The 20,542-nt window shown below is 68.4% G+C and carries 16 protein-coding genes and 1 pseudogene; 12 read left to right on the forward strand and 5 right to left on the reverse strand.

All coding sequences use genetic code 11. From position 1 onward, the window contains the following. Positions 1-74: 74 nt before the first annotated feature. Genes P2PM1_RS20875 through P2PM1_RS20885 form a run of 3 tightly spaced genes read left to right on the forward strand, consistent with a single transcriptional unit; the run spans position 75 to position 1,197 of the window. Complete coding sequence (locus P2PM1_RS20875) at positions 75-515, forward strand: Rrf2 family transcriptional regulator (RefSeq protein ID WP_186386705.1); 441 nt, start codon at positions 75-77, stop codon at positions 513-515. Then, the gene (locus P2PM1_RS20880) at positions 512-967 is read left to right on the forward strand and encodes a group III truncated hemoglobin (RefSeq protein ID WP_186400386.1); all 456 of its coding nucleotides are present in this window, start codon (positions 512-514) and stop codon (positions 965-967) included. The genes P2PM1_RS20875 and P2PM1_RS20880 overlap by 4 nt, the downstream gene beginning before the upstream one ends. After that, positions 964-1,197, forward strand: coding sequence for a hypothetical protein (locus P2PM1_RS20885; RefSeq protein ID WP_186386707.1), 234 nt, complete (start codon positions 964-966; stop codon positions 1,195-1,197). Before P2PM1_RS20880 ends, P2PM1_RS20885 begins: the two co-directional genes overlap by 4 nt. A 132-nt stretch (positions 1,198-1,329) precedes the next feature. Here the strand turns inward: P2PM1_RS20885 and P2PM1_RS20890 are convergent, their stop codons facing one another. Beyond that, positions 1,330-3,150: an ABC-F family ATP-binding cassette domain-containing protein gene (locus P2PM1_RS20890; RefSeq protein WP_186400387.1), complete on the reverse strand. Its 1,821-nt coding sequence runs from the start codon at positions 3,148-3,150 to the stop codon at positions 1,330-1,332. Positions 3,151-3,265: 115 nt separating this feature from the next. After that, the gene (locus tag P2PM1_RS20895) at positions 3,266-4,006 is read right to left on the reverse strand and encodes a FadR/GntR family transcriptional regulator (RefSeq protein ID WP_186386709.1); all 741 of its coding nucleotides are present in this window, start codon (positions 4,004-4,006) and stop codon (positions 3,266-3,268) included. Positions 4,007-4,238: 232 nt separating this feature from the next. On the opposite strand from P2PM1_RS20895, the gene P2PM1_RS20900 reads away from it, so the two are divergent. Beyond that, complete coding sequence (locus tag P2PM1_RS20900; RefSeq protein ID WP_186400388.1) at positions 4,239-4,967, forward strand: L,D-transpeptidase; 729 nt, start codon at positions 4,239-4,241, stop codon at positions 4,965-4,967. Positions 4,968-5,016: 49 nt separating this feature from the next. On the opposite strand, the gene P2PM1_RS20905 is transcribed toward P2PM1_RS20900, so the two are convergent. Then, on the reverse strand, positions 5,017-5,724 hold the full coding sequence (locus P2PM1_RS20905; RefSeq protein WP_186400389.1) for a GntR family transcriptional regulator: 708 nt from the start codon (positions 5,722-5,724) through the stop codon (positions 5,017-5,019). Between the two features lie 177 nt (positions 5,725-5,901). Between P2PM1_RS20905 and dctP the strand changes: the two genes are divergently transcribed. The 5 genes from dctP (at position 5,902) to P2PM1_RS20930 (ending at position 11,744) form a co-directional block, all read left to right on the forward strand. Then, positions 5,902-6,906, forward strand: coding sequence for a TRAP transporter substrate-binding protein DctP (gene dctP / locus P2PM1_RS20910; protein ID WP_186386712.1), 1,005 nt, complete (start codon positions 5,902-5,904; stop codon positions 6,904-6,906). Positions 6,907-7,073: 167 nt separating this feature from the next. Next, positions 7,074-7,559, forward strand: a complete 486-nt coding sequence (locus tag P2PM1_RS20915) for a TRAP transporter small permease subunit (protein WP_186400390.1) — start codon at positions 7,074-7,076, stop codon at positions 7,557-7,559. Beyond that, entirely contained in the window at positions 7,556-8,872 is a 1,317-nt protein-coding gene (locus tag P2PM1_RS20920) for a TRAP transporter large permease (protein WP_186400391.1), read from the forward strand. The genes P2PM1_RS20915 and P2PM1_RS20920 overlap by 4 nt, the downstream gene beginning before the upstream one ends. Further along, positions 8,869-10,230, forward strand: a complete 1,362-nt coding sequence (locus P2PM1_RS20925; RefSeq protein WP_186386715.1) for a malonyl-CoA decarboxylase — start codon at positions 8,869-8,871, stop codon at positions 10,228-10,230. The genes P2PM1_RS20920 and P2PM1_RS20925 overlap by 4 nt, the downstream gene beginning before the upstream one ends. Next, positions 10,227-11,744, forward strand: coding sequence for a malonyl-CoA synthase (locus P2PM1_RS20930; RefSeq protein WP_186400392.1), 1,518 nt, complete (start codon positions 10,227-10,229; stop codon positions 11,742-11,744). The genes P2PM1_RS20925 and P2PM1_RS20930 overlap by 4 nt, the downstream gene beginning before the upstream one ends. An 89-nt stretch (positions 11,745-11,833) precedes the next feature. On the opposite strand, the gene P2PM1_RS20935 is transcribed toward P2PM1_RS20930, so the two are convergent. Beyond that, positions 11,834-13,600: a methyl-accepting chemotaxis protein gene (locus P2PM1_RS20935; RefSeq protein ID WP_186400393.1), complete on the reverse strand. Its 1,767-nt coding sequence runs from the start codon at positions 13,598-13,600 to the stop codon at positions 11,834-11,836. Between the two features lie 313 nt (positions 13,601-13,913). Here P2PM1_RS20935 and P2PM1_RS20940 point away from each other — a divergent pair, with 313 nt between their 5' ends. From P2PM1_RS20940 to P2PM1_RS20950, 3 genes are all read left to right on the forward strand, one after another. After that, entirely contained in the window at positions 13,914-15,395 is a 1,482-nt protein-coding gene (locus P2PM1_RS20940) for an ATP-binding protein (protein ID WP_186400394.1), read from the forward strand. A gap of 206 nt (positions 15,396-15,601) precedes the next feature. Continuing rightward, the gene (locus P2PM1_RS20945) at positions 15,602-16,741 is read left to right on the forward strand and encodes an efflux RND transporter periplasmic adaptor subunit (protein WP_186400395.1); all 1,140 of its coding nucleotides are present in this window, start codon (positions 15,602-15,604) and stop codon (positions 16,739-16,741) included. A 3-nt stretch (positions 16,742-16,744) separates the two neighbouring features. Continuing rightward, entirely contained in the window at positions 16,745-19,810 is a 3,066-nt protein-coding gene (locus P2PM1_RS20950; RefSeq protein ID WP_186400396.1) for an efflux RND transporter permease subunit, read from the forward strand. Positions 19,811-20,419: 609 nt separating this feature from the next. On the opposite strand, the pseudogene P2PM1_RS25575 reads toward P2PM1_RS20950, so the two are convergent. Further along, positions 20,420-20,542, reverse strand: a pseudogene (locus tag P2PM1_RS25575) (IS110 family transposase); the annotation flags it as partial.

The following is a 20,542-nucleotide window of genomic DNA, read 5'->3' on the forward strand; positions in this document are numbered from 1 at the left end:
GCCCGTTTCGGGGCGGGGCGCGTTGAACCGCAGGGCTAAAACAGGTATATGAAATGCATCATATGGAGAGATGCATGCGCCTGACCCTGCAGACCGACTACGCCCTGCGCATGATGATGCATCTTGCCGTCATGGACGGCGAGCTCGTCACCATCGGCGATGTGGCCGAGACCTTCCGCATCTCGAAGAACCACCTGATGAAGGTGGCCCAGGCCCTGGCCCATGCCGGGCTGGTCGAGACCGTGCGCGGGCGCAGCGGCGGCCTCAGGCTGGCCCGTCCCGCCGATCGCATCCAGGTCGGCGCGATCGTCCGCCGGCTGGAGCAGCAGATCGCGCTGGTCGACTGCTTTCCCGGCGGCAACGGCACCTGCCGCATCACCCCGGCCTGTCAGCTCAAGCCGGCGCTGTTCCGGGCGCGCGAAGCCTTCTTCGCCGTGCTCGACGAGTACACGATCCACGACCTCGTTTCCGGCAATGCCGGATTGAAGGACATTCTGGTGGGAGAAGCCGCATGAGCGAGATCCGCATCCGCAGCGCCGACGAGCGCCGGGCCGAGATCCGGGCCGCAGCCGCCCGGCTCGGCATCGACGACGCCTATATCTCGGTGCTGGTCGACACGTTCTATGCCCGCGTGCGCCGCGATCCCGAACTCGGCCCGATCTTCGAGGCCGAGATCGCCGGCGACTGGCAGCCGCACCTGGCGAAGATGAAGGATTTCTGGGCCTCGGTCGCGATGAATGCCGGCCGCTACAGCGGCCGTCCGGTGCCCGCGCATGTCAAGCTGACGGGCCTCGAGCCCCGGCATTTCGCCATCTGGCTCGGCCATTTCGAAGAGGTCCTGAAGGACACGGCCCCCCATCCGGACGCCGTCCCCTATTTCATGGAGCGGGCGCGCCGCATCGCGCAGAGCCTGGAATTCGCCATCTCCGGCCTGCCGCCGATCCTCGCCAAGGGAGAGCGCACATGAGCACCGTCGGCCTCATCGTCATCGGCGCGGAAGTCGCCACCGTCCTGTTCTTCGCCGTCTATCTCGCGGCGCTCACCGTCGCCCTGCGCGAGGACCGCGCCGCCGGGCGCGTGCCGGTGCTGGACGCGACCGGCCGGGCGCTGTTCCGGGCCGCCAGATACGGCTTCACCATCGGCATCGCGGCGGTGGTCCTTCTCACCCTGTGGAACATCGCGGAGAGCATCGCATGAGCACGCCCATCAGCACGCAAGACACCGTCCGGCCGGTCCTCTGGCCCTGGCTGCTGCTGTGGGGCGCCGCCCCCATGCCGCTCTATATCTGGGCCGCCGTCGCGCTGCTGCTGTAGCGACAAAGCGGCGGGCTCAGTCCGCCGCCTCTTCCTCCGCCAGCATCTCCAGCTCCAGCCAAGTGTCCTCGGCGGCTGCGAGCTTGGTCTGCAATTCGGTGAGCTTGGCCATCAGCGCATCGAAGCGCTTCGGGTCGCGGGCATAGAGGGTCTGGTCCTCCAGCTCGCCCTGCAGCTTGCCGATCTCCTTGCCCAGCTTCTCGATCTCCTTCGGCAGGGTCTTGAGCTGGTGCTGCTGGGTGAAGCTCATCCGCGACTTCTTCTTCGCCCGCTCCTCGGCGGGCTTCTCCTTCGCCGCTGACGGCTTGGCGCTGCCCGCGTCGCCCGCGCCCTTGCGCGCCGAGACGCCTTCGCCGCGCTGCGCCACCATGTCGGAATAGCCGCCGGCATATTCGCGCCACAGCCCGCCGCCCTCGGCAAAGACCGTCGACGTCGCCACCCGGTCGAGGAAGTCGCGGTCGTGGCTGACCAGCAGCACCGTGCCGGGATAGTCGGACAGCATCTCCTGCAACAGGTCCAGCGTCTCCAGGTCGAGATCGTTGGTCGGCTCGTCGAGCACCAAAAGGTTCGACGAGCGGGCCAGCGCCCGCGCCAGCATCAACCGGCCGCGCTCGCCGCCCGACAGGGCGGCAACCGGCGTGCGCGCCTGCTCGGGCGCAAACAGGAAGTCCTTCATATAGGAGACGACGTGGCGCGGCCCGTCCGGCAGCATCACCGTGTCGCCGCCGCTTCCCGTCAGCACCTCGGCGACGGTGTCCTCGTCCTTCAGCGTCTCACGCGACTGGTCCATCGTCACCATGGTCAGCCCCGAGCCGAGGATCACCTCGCCGCTGTCGGGCTGCAATTCGCCGGTCAGCAGCTTCAAGAGCGTCGTCTTGCCGGCGCCATTGGCACCGACGAGGCCGACCCGGTCGCCGCGCAGGATGCGGAGCGAAAAATCCTTCACCACCGGCCCGCTGCCGTAATCCTTGGAGATGCCGCGCGCCTCGATCACCCGCTTGCCGGAAACCTCCATCTCGCCGACCGTCAGCTTGACCGTGCCCTGCGGCCCGCGATGGTCCTTCTTCTGGGCGCGCAGGTCGGCGAGTTCGCGCACCCGGCGCATGTTGCGCTTGCGCCGGGCGGTGACGCCATAGGTCATCCAGTGTTCCTCGCGCTTGATCTTCTGCGCGAGTTTCTGCTGGTCGCGTTCCTCCTGCTCGAACACCTCGTCGCGCCAGGCCTCGAAATGGGCGAAGCCCTTGTCGAGCCGCCGGGCGATGCCCCGGTCGATCCACACGGTGGCGCGGGTCAGATCGGCAAGGAACCGCCGGTCGTGGCTGATCAGGACGATGGCCGAGCGCATCGAGGCGAGCTCGCTCTCCAGCCATTCGATGGCCGGCAGGTCGAGATGGTTGGTCGGCTCGTCGAGCAGCAGGATGTCCGGCTCCGGCGCCAGCGTGCGGGCGAGCGCCGCCCGCCGCTTCTCGCCGCCGGAAAGCTGCGCCGGCGCCTCCCGGCCGGTCAGGCCGAGCACGTCGAGCAGGTATTGCGCCCGGTACGGGTCGTCGCCCGGCGCCAGCCCGCCGCTGGCATAGTCGAGCACGGTGGCATAGGCGGACAGGTCCGGCTCCTGCGGCAGGTAGCGGATGGTCCGTCCCGGCTGCACGAAGCGCTCGCCGTGATCGGCCTCCACCAGCCCGGCGGCGATCTTCAGCAGCGTCGACTTGCCCGAGCCGTTGCGCCCGACAAGGCCAATGCGATCGCCTTCGCCGACCTGCAATTCGGCCGAGGTCAGGAGCGGCGTGCCGCCGAAGGTCAGGGCGATGTCGCGAAGGTGGAGAAGGGGAGGGGCCATGGGTGTCCGGGTCGGGGTTGTATCGCGATTTTGCTGCGGCCATGCGCCGGCAGCCTGCGGCCGCGCTGCCTGTTGCCTGCGCGGCTCGGCACCGTCCTAGGACGGAAAGCCTGTCTCAGTCCAGAGCCTTCACCCTTGTCAGCAGCGCGCGCGTCATCCCCATCAGCTTGCGCATCTCCTCGCGTGCCTGCTCCGGCGCGCGCGCCGCGATCGCGTCCAGCACCTTGGCATGCTGGCCGAGGGCGATCGGGTCGCTGACGCCGGGATCGGAGGTGATCCGGATCGAGGCCCGCAGCGCGTTCTCGATGCAGGCGCCGAGGCCCGACAGCAGCGCATTGCCGCTGGCGGTCAGCATCAGCCGGTGGAAGCGGACATCGGCGGCCTGGGTCGCCGGCGTGCGGTTGCCGTCGGCAAGGCCCATGGCGTCCAGCGCCTCGCGCATCGCCGCGATCTCCTCCTCGCTGGCGTTCTGCGCCGCCAGCGCGGCGGCCTCCGGCTCCACCATCTCGCGGATGCTGACCAGTTCGGCCAGCAACTGGCCCTGCGGCACCACCTTCTGCCGCCAGGCCAGCATCTGGTCGTCGAGATAGTTCCAGTCCAGTTCCGGGCGGACGCTGGTGCCGTGCTTCGGGCGCGAGGTGATCAGCCCCTTGCCGACCAGGATCTGCAGCGCCTCGCGCAGGCAGGTGCGGCTGACGCCGAGGCTGCCCAAGAGGTCGGCCTCCGTCGGCAGTGTTCCGCCGGGAGGATAGGTGCCGTCCAGGATCCGCAGCGCGATCGTCTCGGCGACGGTCGACTTCAGGTTGCCGCGCATCGGCGGGGAGACGGGCGGCACATTGGTCTTGTGTTTGTGCATGGTCCCTGTCGCGCTTGGAGCTTCGCCGTCTATGGCTTCCGCTATTGCACCGGCCAAATCAAGCGAAAGCGGCCGGTTCTCCCGCAGCGGCAGCGTCATCACGCCACATTTATCGGAATTGTGGCCGGCCGTTGCGCGGCTGCACTCGCGAACGGGGCGCCGATCGGATATTGAGGCAGGAGCTTCGCGGGGCGCAGGGCGAAGCACCAGACCGGAGCATGGATTGATACGCATGGACGCCGAAACACCCGACCGCAGCCCGATCCGGCTCAGCCGCCGCGCCTTTCTCGTCGGCGCTCCGCTGGCGCTTGCCGCCTGCCAGAGCGACGGCATCGCCACCACCGGCCTTCCCGTCACCCCGGGCCTCGCCAAGGGACCGCCGCTGCCGGGCGAGGATTTCGACTACGCCTCGGCCTATGCGGCGGTGACCGATTACGATTTCAAGGTTCCCGCGCTCGCCTACAAGAAGTTCGACCGCAAGTATTGGCGCCAGGTCGTCGACTACGACACCCGCCATCCGGCCGGCACGATCATCGTCGACCCCTACGGCAAGTTCCTCTACTGGACCCTGCCGGGCGGCAAGGCGCTGCGCTACGGCATCGGCGTCGGCAAGGCCGGCTTTGCCTGGTCGGGCGAGGCCAAGGTGCGGGTCAAGCGCGTGTGGCCGCTCTGGCGCCCTCCGCGGGAGATGATCGACCGCAATCCGCATCTGGAGAAGTACTGGAAGGACGGCTATCCGCGCGGGCCGCAGAACCCGCTCGGCGCCCGCGCCCTCGACCTGTGGCAGGGCAGCGTCGACACGCTGTACCGCATCCACGGCACCAAGGAGCCGGAAAGCATCGGCCGCAGCGCCTCGTCCGGCTGCATCCGCATGTGGAACCAGGACATCATGGACCTGTTCGAGCGGGTGCCGACCCACACCAATGTGGTGGTGCTGAGCAAGGCGCCGGCCAGCGCCTGAGCCGTTTCCCGGCTCTTGTGTGCCCTGACGCGGCGCGCCTGCGCCGCCCCTAAGCCATCACGCGGCGCGCCTGCGCCGCATCGGCCCGGACGAGCGAGGCGACGAAGTCGTTGAACCGCTCGCCCTGGATCAGGATATGCGAGCGCAGGGCGCTTTCCGCCTTGCGATCGTCGCCGGCCAGGATCGCATCGACGATCGTCTGGTGCTCGCTCAGCGAATTGCCGACCCGGTTGCGCACCCGCAATTGCAGCCGCCGATAGGGCTTCAGCCGGTTCTGCAGCGCCCGCGCCTGTTCGGCGAGGAAGCTGTTGCCGCTGCCGCGATAGATCGTGTCGTGGAACGTCTCGTTGGCATAGAAATAGGCGTCGGGCTCGCCCGCGTCGGCCGCCTGCGTACAGGCCTCATGCGCTGCCAGCAGGTCCCGGTGATCGGCCGCGGTCATCCGCCGGCAGGCCAGCCTTGCGCACATCGCCTCCAGCTCCGCCATCACCTCGAACATCTCGATCAGCCGCGAGACGCCGATCTCCTGGACGAAGGCGCCGCGTCGCGGCCGGATCTCGACCAGGCCGGAGGCGGACAGGGCGATCAGCGCCTCGCGGATCGGCGTCCGCGAGACGTTGAAGCGCTTGGCGAGCGACACCTCGTCGAGCCGGGTTCCGGGGGTGAAAACACCGGTCGCGATGTCGTATTCCAGCGCTTCCCGCAGGACCTGGGCCGTGCGGGGGGCGGGTTTGGGGGTGTTTGGCGAAGCATCCATTCCCGGATTTTATGCAATGATTCCTCTCTTGTATACAAAAACCGTTGACTTGAATGCGCGGACCATGGTCACCTTGAGGAGAGGCGGGCTGCTGTCGCGAAAAAACGCGGACGCGGGTGCCGTCCGGACATGCAGCCGACCGCCACGCAGAGGGCCGGTCGGCATTGGGAGGAAACAATGTTCAGGAAATTCACCAAGGCCGCTCTCGGCCTGACCACCGCCCTTGCCCTGGCCGTGCCGGCCGCCCATGCCGCCGATGTGGTGCTGAAGGCCTCGCACCAGTGGCCGGGCGGCAAGGGCGACGTGCGCGACGAGATGGTCCAGCTTCTCGCCCGCGAGGTCGCCAACGCCAATGTCGGCATCGAGATCAAGGTCTATCCCGGCCAGTCGCTGTTCAAGGCGAACGAGCAGTGGGGCGCCATGACCAAGGGCCAGCTCGACATCTCCGCCTTCCCGCTCGACTATGCCTCGGGCCGCCATCCGCAGTTCTCGGCGACCCTGATGCCGGGTCTCGTGCGCAACCATGATCGCGCCACCCGCCTCAACACCTCGCCCTTCATGGACGACATCAAGAAGATCGTGAACGATGCCGGCGTCGTCGTCATCGCCGACGCCTGGCTTGCCGGCGGCTTCGCCTCCAAGAAGCAGTGCATCACCTCGCCGGAGAGCATGAAGGGCCAGGTCACCCGTGCCGCCGGTCCGGCTTTCGAGCAGATGCTGGTCGGGGCCGGCGGTTCGATCTCCTCCATGCCGTCCTCGGAGATCTATACCGGCCTGCAGACCGGCGTTCTCGACGCCGCCAACACCTCGTCCGGGTCCTTCGTCTCCTTCCGCCTCTACGAGCAGACCACCTGCCTGACCGCGCCGGGCGCCAATGCCCTGTGGTTCATGTATGAGCCGATCCTGATGTCCAAGCGGAGCTGGGACAAGCTCAACAAGGAGCAGCAGGACGCGCTTCTGGCCGCCGGCAAGGTCGCCGAGGACTATTTCGCGGCCGAGGCCAAGGGGCTGGACGATGCCATGATCAAGGTCTTCAAGGACGCTGGCGTCGAGGTCGTGGAGATGTCGCCGGAGGACTATGACGCCTGGCTCGCCATCGCCAAGGAGACCTCCTACAAGAACTTCTCCGAAAACGTTCCGGGCGGCGAGGAGCTGATCGCCAAGGCCCTGGCGGTCGACTGACCGCCTGACGCCGGCGGCGGCGCGCCGCCGGCATTCGCCCTGCGCGGGGCCGGCACCACCGGTCCCGCACTTTCCAACACCTGCGCTTGCCGACACCGCCGGCCGTCCCGCCGGCCGGGGAGGGGCTTTGTCCCGGCGGGCGCCGATGCAACCGGAACCCTACGGCGATGTCCTTCTACATAAACGCGGTTTCCGCCGTCTCGCGCCTCTTCGGAGTGATCGCGATGCTGCTGACGGCAAGCGCCGCCCTGGTCGTCACCCACATGGTCGTGGTGCGCTACTTTCTCGACGGCTCGACCATCTGGCAGACGGAATACGTGATCTACGCCCTGGTCGCGGCCACCTTCCTCGGCTCGCCCTATGTGCTGCTGCACAGGGGCCATGTGAATGTCGACCTGCTGCAACTGCGCGCCGCGCCGGTCGCCCGCCGGGCGATGCAGACCATCTCGGCGCTGGTCGGCATCGCCTTCTGCGCCCTGCTCGCCTGGTCGGGCTGGGAGCATTTCCATGAGGCCTGGTCCTTCGGCTGGCGCACCAGCACCGTGTGGGCCATCCCCTTGTGGATCCCCCTGCTGCCGCTGCCGGTCGGCGTCGGTCTGATGGTGCTGCAATACATTGCCGAAATCATGAAAATTCAGGGAGGCGCGCGATGACGCCCATGCTCTGGGGCGCCGGCGTGCTCGTCTCGCTGCTCGCGCTTCTCGCGGTCGGCACGCCGATCGCCTTCGCCCTCGGCTTCGTCTCGATCATGGCGCTGATCCTCGCCGACGGCTGGGGCAGCGTGTCGATCCTCGGCGAGACCTTCTTCGGCGGCCTGGCCTCCTTTGGCCTTGTCTCGATCCCCATGTTCATCCTGATGGGCGCGGCCGTTGCCTCCTCGCCCGCCGGCAAGGATCTTTACGAGGCGCTCGACCGCTGGCTCAACCGGGTGCCCGGCGGCCTCGTCCTGTCCAATCTCGGCGCCTGCTCGATCTTCGCCGCCCTGTCCGGCTCCTCGCCCGCCACCTGCGCCGCCATCGGCAAGATGGGCATCCCGGAGATGACCAAGCGCGGCTATCCGAACGAGATCGCCGCCGGCTCCATCGCCGCCGGCGGCACGCTCGGCATTCTCATTCCGCCGTCGATCACCATGATCGTCTACGGCATCGCCACCGAGACCTCGATCGGCCGGCTGTTCCTTGCCGGGCTGCTGCCGGGCGTGATGCTCACCGCCTTGTTCATGGCCTGGACCATCTACGACTGCCGCCGCCGCGGCGTCGGCCTCGACATGCTCGGCCGCCGCTTCTCGTTCCGCGAGCGTGTCGAGGTGCTGCCGCGCGTGCTGCCGTTCGTCGGCATCATCGTGGCGATCCTCTACGTGCTCTATGGCGGCGTCGCGACCCCGTCGGAGGCGGCCGGCGTCGGCGCGCTGTTCTGCCTGATCTTCGTGGCGCTGATCTACCGGCTGTGGAAGCTGTCGCTCTACAGTTCGCTGTTCCGCGACACGCTGAAGGAAAGCGTCATGATCATGATGATCATCGGCGCCTCGGAACTGTTCTCCTTCGCCCTGTCCTCGCTGTTCATCACCCAGACCATCGCGGAATGGATCGCCGCGCTCGACGTCAACAAATGGGTGCTGATGGCGATCATCAACCTCTTCCTGCTGTTCGCCGGCTTCTTCCTGCCGCCGGTGGCGGTGATCCTGATGACCGCGCCGATCCTGCTGCCGATCATCATCCAGGCGGGCTTCGATCCCTACTGGTTCGCGGTCATCCTCACCATCAACATGGAGATCGGGTTGATCACCCCACCGGTCGGGCTCAACCTCTATGTCATCAACGGCATAGCGCCCAGCATCTCGCTTCCCGAGATCCTGCGCGGATCGATCCCCTATGTCGGATGCATGGTTGTCGGTATCGTGTTGCTGTGCCTGATGCCGGAGATCGCGCTCTGGCTTCCGAACCTCGTCATGGGACCCGGCCTATGAGCAGCACCAGCTTCTTCAACGACCTTCTCGCCTCGATCGCCGAGCAGGGGCGCCAGCTTCTCGACCTGCGGCGGGACCGCTCGCCGAGCGGCCGGGCGCTTGGCGATCTGTGCGAGGCGTTGCTGTCGGGGCGGGGCGAGGCCTCCGGCGTCGCCCTGGCGCGCGACGTGCTGGCGAGCTACGCGGCGCTGCCGCCGCAGGGGCGGGCCGAGTTCTTCGACGAACTCGCCGCCCGCTTCGGCCCGGACCGCGACAAGGTCGAGGAAGCGGCCCGCGCCGTGCTCGAGGACCCATCGGACGAGGCGCGCCTGCGCCGTCTCCACAAGGTCTCCGAGCCGCGCCGGCAGGAGCTGATCCGCCGGCTCAATCTGGCGCCGGGGGGCACCTCGGCGCTGGTCGGCATGCGGCGCGAGCTGCTGGCGGGCCTGCGCGAGCATCCCGGCTGGGCCGATGTCGACCGCGATTTCGAGCACCTGTTCTCGTCCTGGTTCAACCGCGGCTTTCTCGTCATGCGCCGCATCGACTGGTCGACGCCGGCGGTGATCCTGGAGCGGATCATCCGCTACGAGGCGGTGCACGAGATCCGCGACTGGGACGACCTGCGCCGGCGCATCGACGTGCCCGACCGGCGGCTCTATGCCTTCTTCCATCCCGCGCTGGTCGACGATCCGCTGATCTTCGTCGAGGTGGCGCTGATGCGGGCGATCCCCGACGCGGTGCCGCCGATCCTTGCCGAGCAGCGCGAGGGCATCGACGCGGCCGAGGCCAGCACGGCCGTCTTCTATTCCATCTCCAACTGCCAGGAGGGGCTGCGCGGCATCTCCTTCGGCAATTTCCTGATCAAGCAGGTGGTGGAGGAGCTGCGCCGCGACCTGCCGGGGCTGAAGACCTTCGTCACCCTGTCGCCGGTGCCGGGCCTGCGCGCCTGGCTCGGCACGGCGCTGGCGGAAGAGGGCCACCCGGCGCTCTCCGTCCTGTCGCCGGAGCTGCGCGAGCTCCTGGAAAATGGCGGCGGCGGAGCGCCGCTGCCGGAGGAGGCGCGCGAGCCCCTGCGCGCCCTTTGCGCCCATTACCTGGTGCGCGAGAAGCGCGGCAGCCGGCCGCTCGATCCGGTCGCCCGCTTTCATCTTGGCAACGGCGCGCGGCTGGAGCGCGTCAACTGGCAGGCCGATCCTTCACCCAACGGGCTGCGCCAATCCTTCGGGCTGATGGTCAACTATCTTTACGACCTCGGCGATATCGAGAAGAACCACGAGGCCTTCGCCGCCCAGGGCACGGTCGCTGCCGCCAGCGCCGTCACCCGACTGCTGAAATCCGTCCCCGAACTCAAGACACAGGCACCGGACCCCGTCGCATGACGCAAGACAATCACCTCCTCTCCCGCATCCGCGCCGCCATCCGCAACGAGCAGGCGCCGTTCATCGAAACCCCCTCGGGAGAGGTCATCACCTATGGCGGGCTGCTCGCCCGCTCCGCCGCCTATGCCAATGCGCTCGCTGCCCTCGGCGTCAAGCCGGGCGACCGCGTCGCCGTGCAGGTGGAAAAGTCGGTCGACGCCCTGATGCTCTATCTCGGCACCGTGCGCGCCGGCGCCGTGTTCCTGCCGCTCAACACCGCCTATACCCCGGCCGAGATCGACTATTTCGTCGGCGACGCCGCCCCGGCGCTGCTGGTCTGCGACCCGGCCCGCAAGGACGCGCTCGCGCCCATCGCGCAGAAGGTCGGCGCGCGGGTGGAGACGCTGGATCCCGAGGGGCGCGGCAGCCTCCGCGATGCTGCGGATGCGGCCGCCACTGAATTCGGCGACGTTGCCCGCGGCGCCGACGATCTGGCCGCGATCCTCTACACCTCCGGCACCACCGGGCGCTCCAAGGGCGCCATGCTCAGCCACGAGAACCTTGCCTCCAACGCCGCCGTTCTCGTCGACGTCTGGCATTACACGGCGAACGACGTGCTGCTGCACGCGCTGCCGATCTTCCACACCCACGGGCTCTTCGTCGCCACCAACGTGACGCTGCTGGCCGGCGGCTCCATGCTGTTCCTGCCGAAGTTCGATCTCGACGAGATCCTGCGGCTGATGCCGCGCGCCACCACCATGATGGGCGTGCCGACCTTCTACGCCCGCCTGCTCGGCACCGACCGCTTCACCCGCGAGCTCGCCGCCCATATGCGCCTGTTCGTCTCCGGCTCGGCGCCGCTCTCGGCCGAGGTGCACAAGGCCTTCAGCGCCCGCACCGGCCACGCCATCCTCGAGCGCTACGGCATGACCGAGACCAACATGAACACCTCCAACCCCTATGACGGCGACCGCCGTCCGGGTACCGTCGGCTTCCCGCTGCCGGGCGTGGAGCTGCGCATCGCCGATCCGGACAGCGGCGCGGTGCTGGCTGAGGGCGAGGTCGGCGTCATCGAGGTCAAGGGCCCGAACGTCTTCAAGGGCTACTGGCAGATGCCGGAAAAGACCGCGTCCGAGTTCCGGGCCGACGGCTTCTTCATCACCGGCGACATGGGCCTTGTCGACGAGCGCGGCTATGTCTCCATCGTCGGCCGTGCCAAGGACCTGATCATCACCGGCGGCTTCAACGTCTATCCGGCCGAGGTCGAGGCGGCGATCGACGAGATCGAGGGCGTCGCCGAGAGCGCGGTGATCGGCGTGCCCCATGCCGATTTCGGCGAGGGCGTCGTCGCCGTGGTTGCCGCCCACAAGGGCGTCGCGCTCGATCCGGAAGCGGTGGTCGCCCCGCTCGCCGAGCGTCTTGCCCGCTTCAAGCAGCCGAAGAAGGTCTATGTGCTGCCCGAGCTGCCGCGCAACACCATGGGCAAGATCCAGAAGAACGTGCTGCGCGACATGTACAAGGACACGTTCGCTTGAACGTGCCCTGCTGACGCGTCCGCGGGGCGCCCTGAAACAGAAAACCCGGGAGCGTCGGCTCCCGGGTTCGTTTTTTCCGTATCGGCCGATCAGGCGGCGCGCGTCGGCTTGCCGTGCTGCGCTTGCCCGTGTGCCGCGACGGGCTTGCGCACCTCGTCATACTTGCGAAGGTCCCCGTCGAGGGCCGCCGACAGCGCGTCGAGCGCGGCGAGCACCTCGGCGCTGGCGATGTCGAGTTCGGCAAGGCGCCGGGCCGTGGCCGCGCTGTCGCCGGCCGCATGCGCCTCCAGCGCGGCCTTGCCCACGGCATGGACCCGCTGGTGCGGCGCCTTGACCGCGACATAGGCCGGGTGCGCGCGGATTTCCTCTGAGTCCAGTGAATCGTACCACTTGCCCAGACGGCAGCCGTGATCATCAGCGAGCGTCGCGGCGGTCAGGTTGGCGGCACCGATGATCGTGTCGACGATCTGCTTCTTGAACATGACGTGGTCGATCTTGGTCATCTCGCACATCGACCGGTGCGAGGCCGGGTTGAACCACGCCCGCGCATTGTCGGAGAAGCGCACGTTGCTGGATTGCAGCCGGCCGCTCATCGACATGAGCTGGCTGTCGTTCTCCACGCTGAGATCGGCGACGCCGGTGATGCTGCGGGCGATCTCCTGGCTCGCTTCCTTCTGCTGCTGGAGGATCTGCGAGACATCCTGCATGCGCCCGGACACTTCGCCGATCTGCGCGCTGATCGCGTGCATCCGGTCGTTGGCGCCGGCGATCGTCTCCTGCCCCCGTTCCACCGCCTCGCGGGACTCGGCGATGGCCTGCTGGGTGGTGACCATGCCCTCCTTCAGCGCCTCGATCCGCTGGGTGATGTCCTCGGTCGCCTTCGCCGCCTGGGTGGCGAGATTCTTCACCTCGCTCGCCACCACGGCAAAGCCGCGTCCGGCCTCGCCGGCGCGCGCCGCCTCGATGGTGGCGTTGAGGGCGAGGAGGTTGGTCTGGTTGGCGATGTTCTCGATGACGCTCAGGAATTCGCCGATCTGCTCCGACGCCCGTTGCAGCGAGCTCAGGTTCTCCGAGCTCTCGCGCGAGGCTTGCGCGATATCGGACATGCGCTGCGACACGTCCTGCATGGCGCGCAGGCCCTCCGCGACGGCTGCGTTGGTGGCATCGGCCTGGCGGGCGGCGCTGTCGCTGTTTTCGGCGATCTGCTCGACCGAGGTCACCAGTTCCGTCGCCGCCGCCGAGATCGCCTGGCCGCTTTCCCGCGCCTGGCGGGTGTTGCGCGACAGGGTCGCCATGCTGACGGCGACGTCGTTGACATCGGCCACCGTGCCGGTCAGGCCGCGCAGCGAGGCAAGCTCGGTCTCGTGGCGGTTCTCCTCCTCCCGTTGCCGCAGCATGCCGTTTTCATAGGCGTTGTAGGAGACGATCATGTCGAGGAAGGTGCGGCTGACCAGCACCTGCAGCGCCTGGGCGAGCTTCGTCGGCTGCAGCCGGTAGCGGCTGGCGAGCGCCGGGATCGCCTCCACCAGCATGCGGCCATAGGAGGCCAGATACCATTTCGGCTCCAGCTTGATGCGCACATGCGCCTCGCCGATCCTGACGGCGCGGGCCTCGAACGCCGCATCGGCGTCGTGGTTGAAGATATAGTCCCAGTGGCTGGTCTGGGCAGCCTTCAGCCGGGGCACGTCCTGGCCCTTGACGCCGAGCTTCGGCGCCAGCTCGGGGTTCTTGGCGATCGTGTCGTAGAAGGCGTCGAGAACCCCCGGCATGGCCGGCTTCAACTTCTCCCAGACGGCTTTCGCCTGGCCGGTGTCGAAGGCGTTGGCACCGATGAAGCCGGCGATGTCCGCGCTCATGCTTCCGGAATGCGAGGCTGCGCCGCTTGGGCGTTGCGCGGGGTTCATGACGTTCCTCCGAAGACTGGGTATTTTCCTCACCATTCGGCTGAACGGGTAAACAGCCGCCTAACAGTTCTGACAGTGTGAATATTTTACAAGCAGCTAGCGTTGCCTCGGCGGACGACACAACCCCGCCGGGCGCTCCGCTTTGGCGCGGGGGGCGAATCGCCGATAGTCGTCCCGTTCCCGCGAATGGCCCTTGCAATGCGCTGGCCGGGCTGCCATGCCGGCGGGACCGTTCGACTTCGATCACGCGAGACCATCGGCACGAATGACTGTCAGCATCGACATGGGCGAGGTGAGGGGAGCGGGATCGGCCGCCTCCTGCCAATTCGATCTCGAGGAGCTGCTCGCGACGCGCCTGCTCGTCCAGGGCAATTCCGGCTCGGGCAAGTCGCATCTGCTGCGCCGCCTGCTGGAGCAGAGCGCCCCCTGGGTGCAGCAGGTCGTCATCGATCCGGAAGGCGATTTCGTCACCCTGTCGGAGCGCTTCGGCCATGTGGTGGTCGATGCCGCCGGCAGCGAGCGCGACCTTGCGGTCATCGCCTCGCGCGTGCGCGCCCACCGTGTCTCCGTGGTGCTGAACCTTGAGGGCCTTGAGCCCGACCGGCAGATGAAGGCGGCCGCCGCCTTCCTCAACACCCTGTTCGAGGCCGAGCGCGACCACTGGTATCCGGTCCTCGTCGTCGTCGACGAGGCGCAGCTCTTCGCGCCTGCCGCCTCCGGCGACACGGGGGAGGAGGCGCGCCGCGTCGCCCTCGGTGCCATGACCAACCTGATGTGCCGCGGCCGCAAGCGCGGCCTTGCCGGCGTCATCGCCACCCAGCGTCTCGCCAAGCTCGCCAAGAATGTCGCCGCCGAAGCGTCCAACTTCCTGATGGGCCGCACGTTCCTCGACATCGACATGGCCCGCGCCGCCGACCTGCTCGGCATGGAAAAGCGCCAGGCGGAAGCCTTCCGCAATCTCGAGCGCGGCCATTTCGTCGCCCTCGGGCCGGCCGTCTCGCGCCGTCCGATGACGGTGCGCATCGGCGCGGTGGAAACCGCCGGCCGCGGCGGTGGTCCGCGCCTCACCCCGCTGCCGCAGGGCCGTCCGGAGGACCTGCAGGACCTGCTGTTCCAGCCGGCGAGCCAGGACGAGAGGGTCGCCGCCGAGCGCCCGCCGGTGCAGCAGGCGATTCCCGCCTCCGAGGTGCTGGAGCGCCTGACCCGCCAGGCGGCGAAGCGCGAGGAGGCGGAGACCGGGCCGCTCGACCGCGAGGCGCAGGACAAGGTGGTGGATGCGGTGATCGCCGAACTGCTTGGCGATGGCGAGGCGGCGTTCCAGCCGATGGCCGCCCTCTATCAGGATTTCCTCGTGCGCTGCCGCATTGCCCGCCTGCCCGGCCGCCCGCCGGAACTGCCCGAGTTCCGCCAGCGCGTCGCGCTGGCGCGGGCCGGCGTCGAGCCGAGCGACATCGACCCGTCGGTCTGGTCGGCGGCCGAGACCGTCGCCGCCAGCCTTCCCGAGGAGATGCGCGGCGTCTATCTGCTGCTCGCCAAGGCGGCGCTGGAGGGGCGTCCCTGTCCGCCCGACAGCGAGATCGCCCGCGCCTACGGCACCCGCTCGCCGGGCCGCGCCCGCTGGCTGCTCACCCATATGGAGGAGCAGGGCGTTCTCGTCTGCGCCAACGATCTGCGCGGCAACCGCATCGTCACGCTGACCGATCTCGACTGCCGCACCGCGCCGCTGTCCTCGCGCGCCGCCGGCTGAGTCGGCCCCGTTGCGCCCGGCCGGCTGCCAGCATTTGGGCACAGTGCCCGATTGCTCGCCTTGTCAGTGCTGACAGGCCGGTCTAATCTTTTCAGCGATTTCTCATGCACAGCGCGGTTTCGGTCATCATCCGGGGGCTCGGGCCGCATGAACCTCTCCGGCTCGGCAAAGGGGCGCCGACCGGTCAGCCTTGGGGTTATTGCCAGATGAGCTACCGGAGCGTGTCCGCCATCGGAACCGCCATCGGAACCGCCATTGTCGCCTTGGCGGTGGCGGGGGGCGTGGCCTTCGTCAGTTGGCCGGACGGGCCGTCCTTCCTCGCCTCCGCGACATCCACCGTGGCCACCTCGCCCGCCACCGCCTCGCCGGGCGGTGCCGCGACCGGCCAGCGACGGGGCGTTGCCGTGGAGACGGCGCTGGTCGGCGTGCGCGACCTTGTCGAGGACATCCGCGCCTTCGGCACGCTGGTTGCCAACGAGTCCGTCGTCATCTCGCCGGAGATCGCCGGCCGCGTCGCGCGCATCGGCTTCGCCGAGGGGCAGGCGGTCGGGGAAGGCGACGTGCTGGTCGAGCTCGACGCGCAGATCCTGCGCGCCGAACTCGACAAGGCGCAGTCCGAGGTGGCGCTGGCCGAGGCCAATTTCGAGCGCGCCCGCAAACTCGCCGAGCAGGGCAGCGGCACCCTGCGCGCCCGCGACGAGACCTCGCAAGGCTACACCGCGGCCCAGGCCAACCTGGCGCTGGCCGAGGCGCGCCTTGCCAAGACCTCTATCGCCGCACCCTTTTCCGGCATCGTCGGCTTCCGCAACATCAGCGTTGGCGCCTATGTCAGCCCCGGCGACCGCATCGTCGAACTCGCCAGCGTCGATCCGCTGAAGGTCGAGTTCCGCGTCTCCGAGACCCATCTGCCCAACCTCAGGGTCGGCCTGCCGGTCAACGTCACCCTTGACGCGCTGCCCGGCGAGGCGATCACCGGCAAGATCACCGCCATCGACCCGATCGTCGACGTGTCGGGCCGCGCCATCCGCCTGCGCGCCGAACTGCCCAATCCGGACGGACGCCTGTCGCCCGGCCTTTTCGCCCGCATCCGCATCGTCATCGCGGAGCGCAGCGCGGCGATGGTGGTGCCCGAGGCGGCGCTGTTCCGCGACGAGGGCCGGCTCTATGTCTACCGGCTCGAGGGCGGCAAGGCGGTCAAGACCCCCATCGAGATCGGCCTGCGCAGCCCCGGCGATGTCGAGGTCCGCTCCGGCCTTGCCTCCGGCGCGGTGGTCGTCACCGCCGGCCAGTTGCTGCTGCGCGACGGCGCCGCCGTCGAGGTGGTCGACGGCCCGGCCGGGGGCTGAGCCATGCTGGAGTTCTTCGTCCGCAAGCCGGTCTTCGCCTCCGTCGTCAGCCTGATGGTGCTGCTGCTCGGCCTCGTCTCCTTCGTCCGCCTGACGGTGCGCGAATATCCCAACATCGACCCGCCGGTCGTCTCCGTGCGCACCGATTATCCCGGCGCCAGCGCCGAGATCATCGAGTCCCAGGTCACCCAGGTGCTGGAGGGCTCCATCGCCGGCATCGGCGGCGTCGAAGTGCTGGAAAGCCGCTCGCGGCCGGAATCGAGCCGCATCACCGTCCGCTTCCTGCTGTCGGTCAATCCGGACGAGGCCGCCAACGACGTGCGCGACCGCGTCAGCCGGGTGCGCGGCCGCCTGCCGGCCGAGGTGTCGGAGCCGGTCGTCTCCAAGGTCGAGGCCGACGCCCAGGCGGTGGTCTTCATCGCCCTGACCAGCGACCGCGCCTCGCCCATCGAGGTGTCGGATTATGCCGACCGCTACATCCGCGACCGGCTGCAGAACCTGCCGGGCGTCGCCGAGGTCAACATCTTCGGCGAGCGGCGCTACGCCATGCGCGTGTGGGTCGACCGCACCCGCCTTGCCGCCTACGAACTGACCGTCCAGGACGTGGAAAACGCCCTGCGCCAGCAGAATGTCGAGGTGCCCTCGGGCCGCATCGAGAGCTTCGACCGCGAGTTCACCGTGCTCTCGCGCACCGGCCTGACCACCAGCGAGCAGTTCCGCCGCATCGTCGTCAAGGACGCGGGCGGCTTTTCCGTGCGGCTCGGCGATGTCGCGCGGGTCGAGATCGGGCCGGAGGACGAGCGGCGCACCACCCGCTACAAGGGCGAGAACGCGGTGATCCTCGGCGTCGTCAAGCAGGCGACCGCCAATCCGCTCGACGTCTCGCGGGCGCTGAGCGCGGCGCTGCCCGACATCCGCCGCGATCTGCCGGAGGGCATGAACGCCGACATTTCCTATGACCGTTCGATCTTCATCGACCGGTCGATCGAGGCGGTGTTCGCCACCATCGCCGAGGCGGTGGTGCTGGTCGTCCTCGTCATCTTCTTCTTCCTGCGCTCGCTGCGGGCGACGCTCATCCCCATGGTGACGATCCCGGTGTCGCTGGTCGGCGCCTGCATCTTCATCTATGCGCTCGGCTTCTCCATCAACACGCTGACGCTGCTCGCCATGGTGCTCGCGATCGGCCTCGTCGTCGACGACGCCATCGTCGTGCTGGAAAACATCCACCGCCACATCGAGAACGGCATGAAGCCGATCCGCGCGGCCATCGTCGGCATCAAGGAGATTTCCGGCGCCGTCGTCGCCATGACGCTGACGCTCGCCGCCGTCTACACGCCCGTCGCCTTCGCCGAGGGGCGCACCGGCAAGCTCTTCACCGAATTCGCGCTGACGCTGGCCGCCGCCGTGCTGATGTCCGGCCTGGTGGCGCTGACGCTGTCGCCGATGATGTGCTCCAAGCTGCTCAAGGAGCACGAGAAGCGCGGCCGCGTCTCGGCCGCCCTTGAACGTGGGCTGGATGCCCTGAACGACGGCTACCGGCGCCTGCTGCTGGTCTCGCTCAAGGTCCGCTGGCTGATCGTGCTGATGGTCTTCGCGGTGGCCGGCGCCTCCTGGATGCTGCTGACGACGCTCAAGTCGGAGCTCGCCCCGCTGGAGGATCGCGGCGTGCTGTTCATCTCCGGCTCGGCGCCGGAAGGTTCGACCATCGACTTCACCAGCCGCTACGCCCTGCAGGTCGAGCAGCTTCTCGCCGACATTCCCGAGGTGCGCTCCTATTTCGTCATCGCCGGCTCGCCGGAGGTCACCGACATCACCTCCTTCTCCCAGCTCCAGCCCTGGGAGGACCGTCAGCGCAGCCAGATGGAGATCGGCGCCGAATTGCAGCCGCAGATCCGCCGCGTCGCCGGCCTGCGCGCCTCGGTCAACCATCCCGGCTCCTTCGGCGTCAGCGCCCGCTCGCGGCCGATCGAGTTCATGATCCTGACCTCCGAGCCCTATGAGCAGCTCGACGCGATGGTCAACGACTTCCTCGCCGCCATCGAGGACAACCCCAATCTCGTCAACGTCACCAGCGACCTGGCGCTGAACAAGCCGCAGATCGAGGTGGAGCTCGACCGCGACCGCGTCGCCGACATGGGCGCGGGCGTGCTCACCGTCGGCCGCACCATGGAGACACTGCTCGGCGGGCGCAAGGTCACGCGCTTCAACATGAACGGCGAGCAATACGACGTCATCGTCCAGGTCGATCCCTCGGACCGCCGCACGCCCGGCGACCTTGAGGACATCTATGTCCGCGCCCAGAACGGCTCGATGGTCCAGCTCTCCAACCTGATCAGCGTGCGCGAGAGCGTCTCGCCCAAGGAGCTCAACCGCTTCAACCAGCTTCGCGCCGCCAAGATCGCCGGCAACCTCGCCCCCGGCTATTCGCTCGGCGAGGCGCTCGACTATCTGGAGGCGACGGCGCAGCGGGTGCTGCCCTCCAGCGCCCGCACCGACTATGGCGGCGTCTCGCGCGAGTTCCGCCAGACCGGCTCCAGCCTCGTCTTCATCTTCGTGCTGGCGCTCGGCTTCATCTATCTGGTGCTGTCGGCGCAGTTCGAGAGCTTCATTGATCCCTTCATCATCATGCTGACGGTGCCGCTGTCGATGCTGGGGGCGCTGGCGGTGATGCACCAGACCGGCGGCACGCTGAACATCTACAGCCAGATCGGCCTCGTCACGCTGATCGGGCTGATCACCAAGCACGGCATTCTCATCGTGCAGTTCGCCAACCAGCTTCAGGAGGCGGGCAAGAGCCGGTTCGACGCGGTGGTGGAGGCGGCGGCGCTGCGCCTGCGGCCGATCCTGATGACCACCGGCGCCATGGTCTTCGGCGCGGTGCCGCTGGCGCTGGCGGAAGGGGCGGGCGGCGAAAGCCGCCAGGCCATCGGCTGGGTGATCGTCGGCGGCATGTCCTTCGGCACGGTGCTGACGCTCTTCGTCGTGCCGACCGCCTACACGCTGTTTGCCCGCGACCGCTCCCGCTCGCGCGCAGCCGCCCCCGTGCCCTCCAGCCAGCCGGCGGAATAGGGCGGGCGGGGGTTGGAGAAAACACCCGCCAAGGGGGCCTCTGGTTTCCGGATCTTTGGCCCTCGGCCCCGTCCGGGACGACATCCTGAGAGGGAGGCACGATCTCGCGCTCCTCCGCTGCTCCGCGCGGGCGCTTGGGACGGGTGCGCGCTTTCCTCCCCTCTGCCGTCACCCCGGCCGCGCACAGCGCGCGCCGGTGCCTATTGGCTGCCAGAGCGGCGGCGAGGACGCGCTGGCCGAGCCCTACTCCTCGGCTGTCGTCCCGGTTTCGGCTTGCCGAAGACCGGGACCCAGTAACCCCAGGTCGTACGGATCGAGCGGTGACGTTGCCGCAAGATCACCGATGGCGATCGAACGGCTTGAGGTTGCAGCCCTCGCACACCCACACGCCCCGGCGGATACTGGACGCCTGCCTGCGCAGGCGTGACAGCCGTGGAGGTGGCGATGCGCTCCCGCCTCATGCCTGCCAAGGGTGCCTCTGGTTCCCGGATCTTCGGCCTTCGGCCTCGTCCGGGACGACATCCTGAGAGGGAGGCACGACCTCGCGCTCCTCCGCTGCTCCGCGCGGGCGCTTGGGACGGGTGCGCGCTTTCCTCCCCTCTGCCGTCATCAACTCTGTTGTTGGATCTGATCTCTGAGCCTTGCATTGAGGATGACGACGATCTTTCTCATGAGAGCGGCGATGGCGACGATTGGCTTCTTTCCGTTCTGGACAAGCCGTTGATAGAACAG

The organism is Stappia sp. P2PMeth1, from assembly GCF_900185735.1.
Lineage (GTDB): Bacteria > Pseudomonadota > Alphaproteobacteria > Rhizobiales > Stappiaceae > Stappia.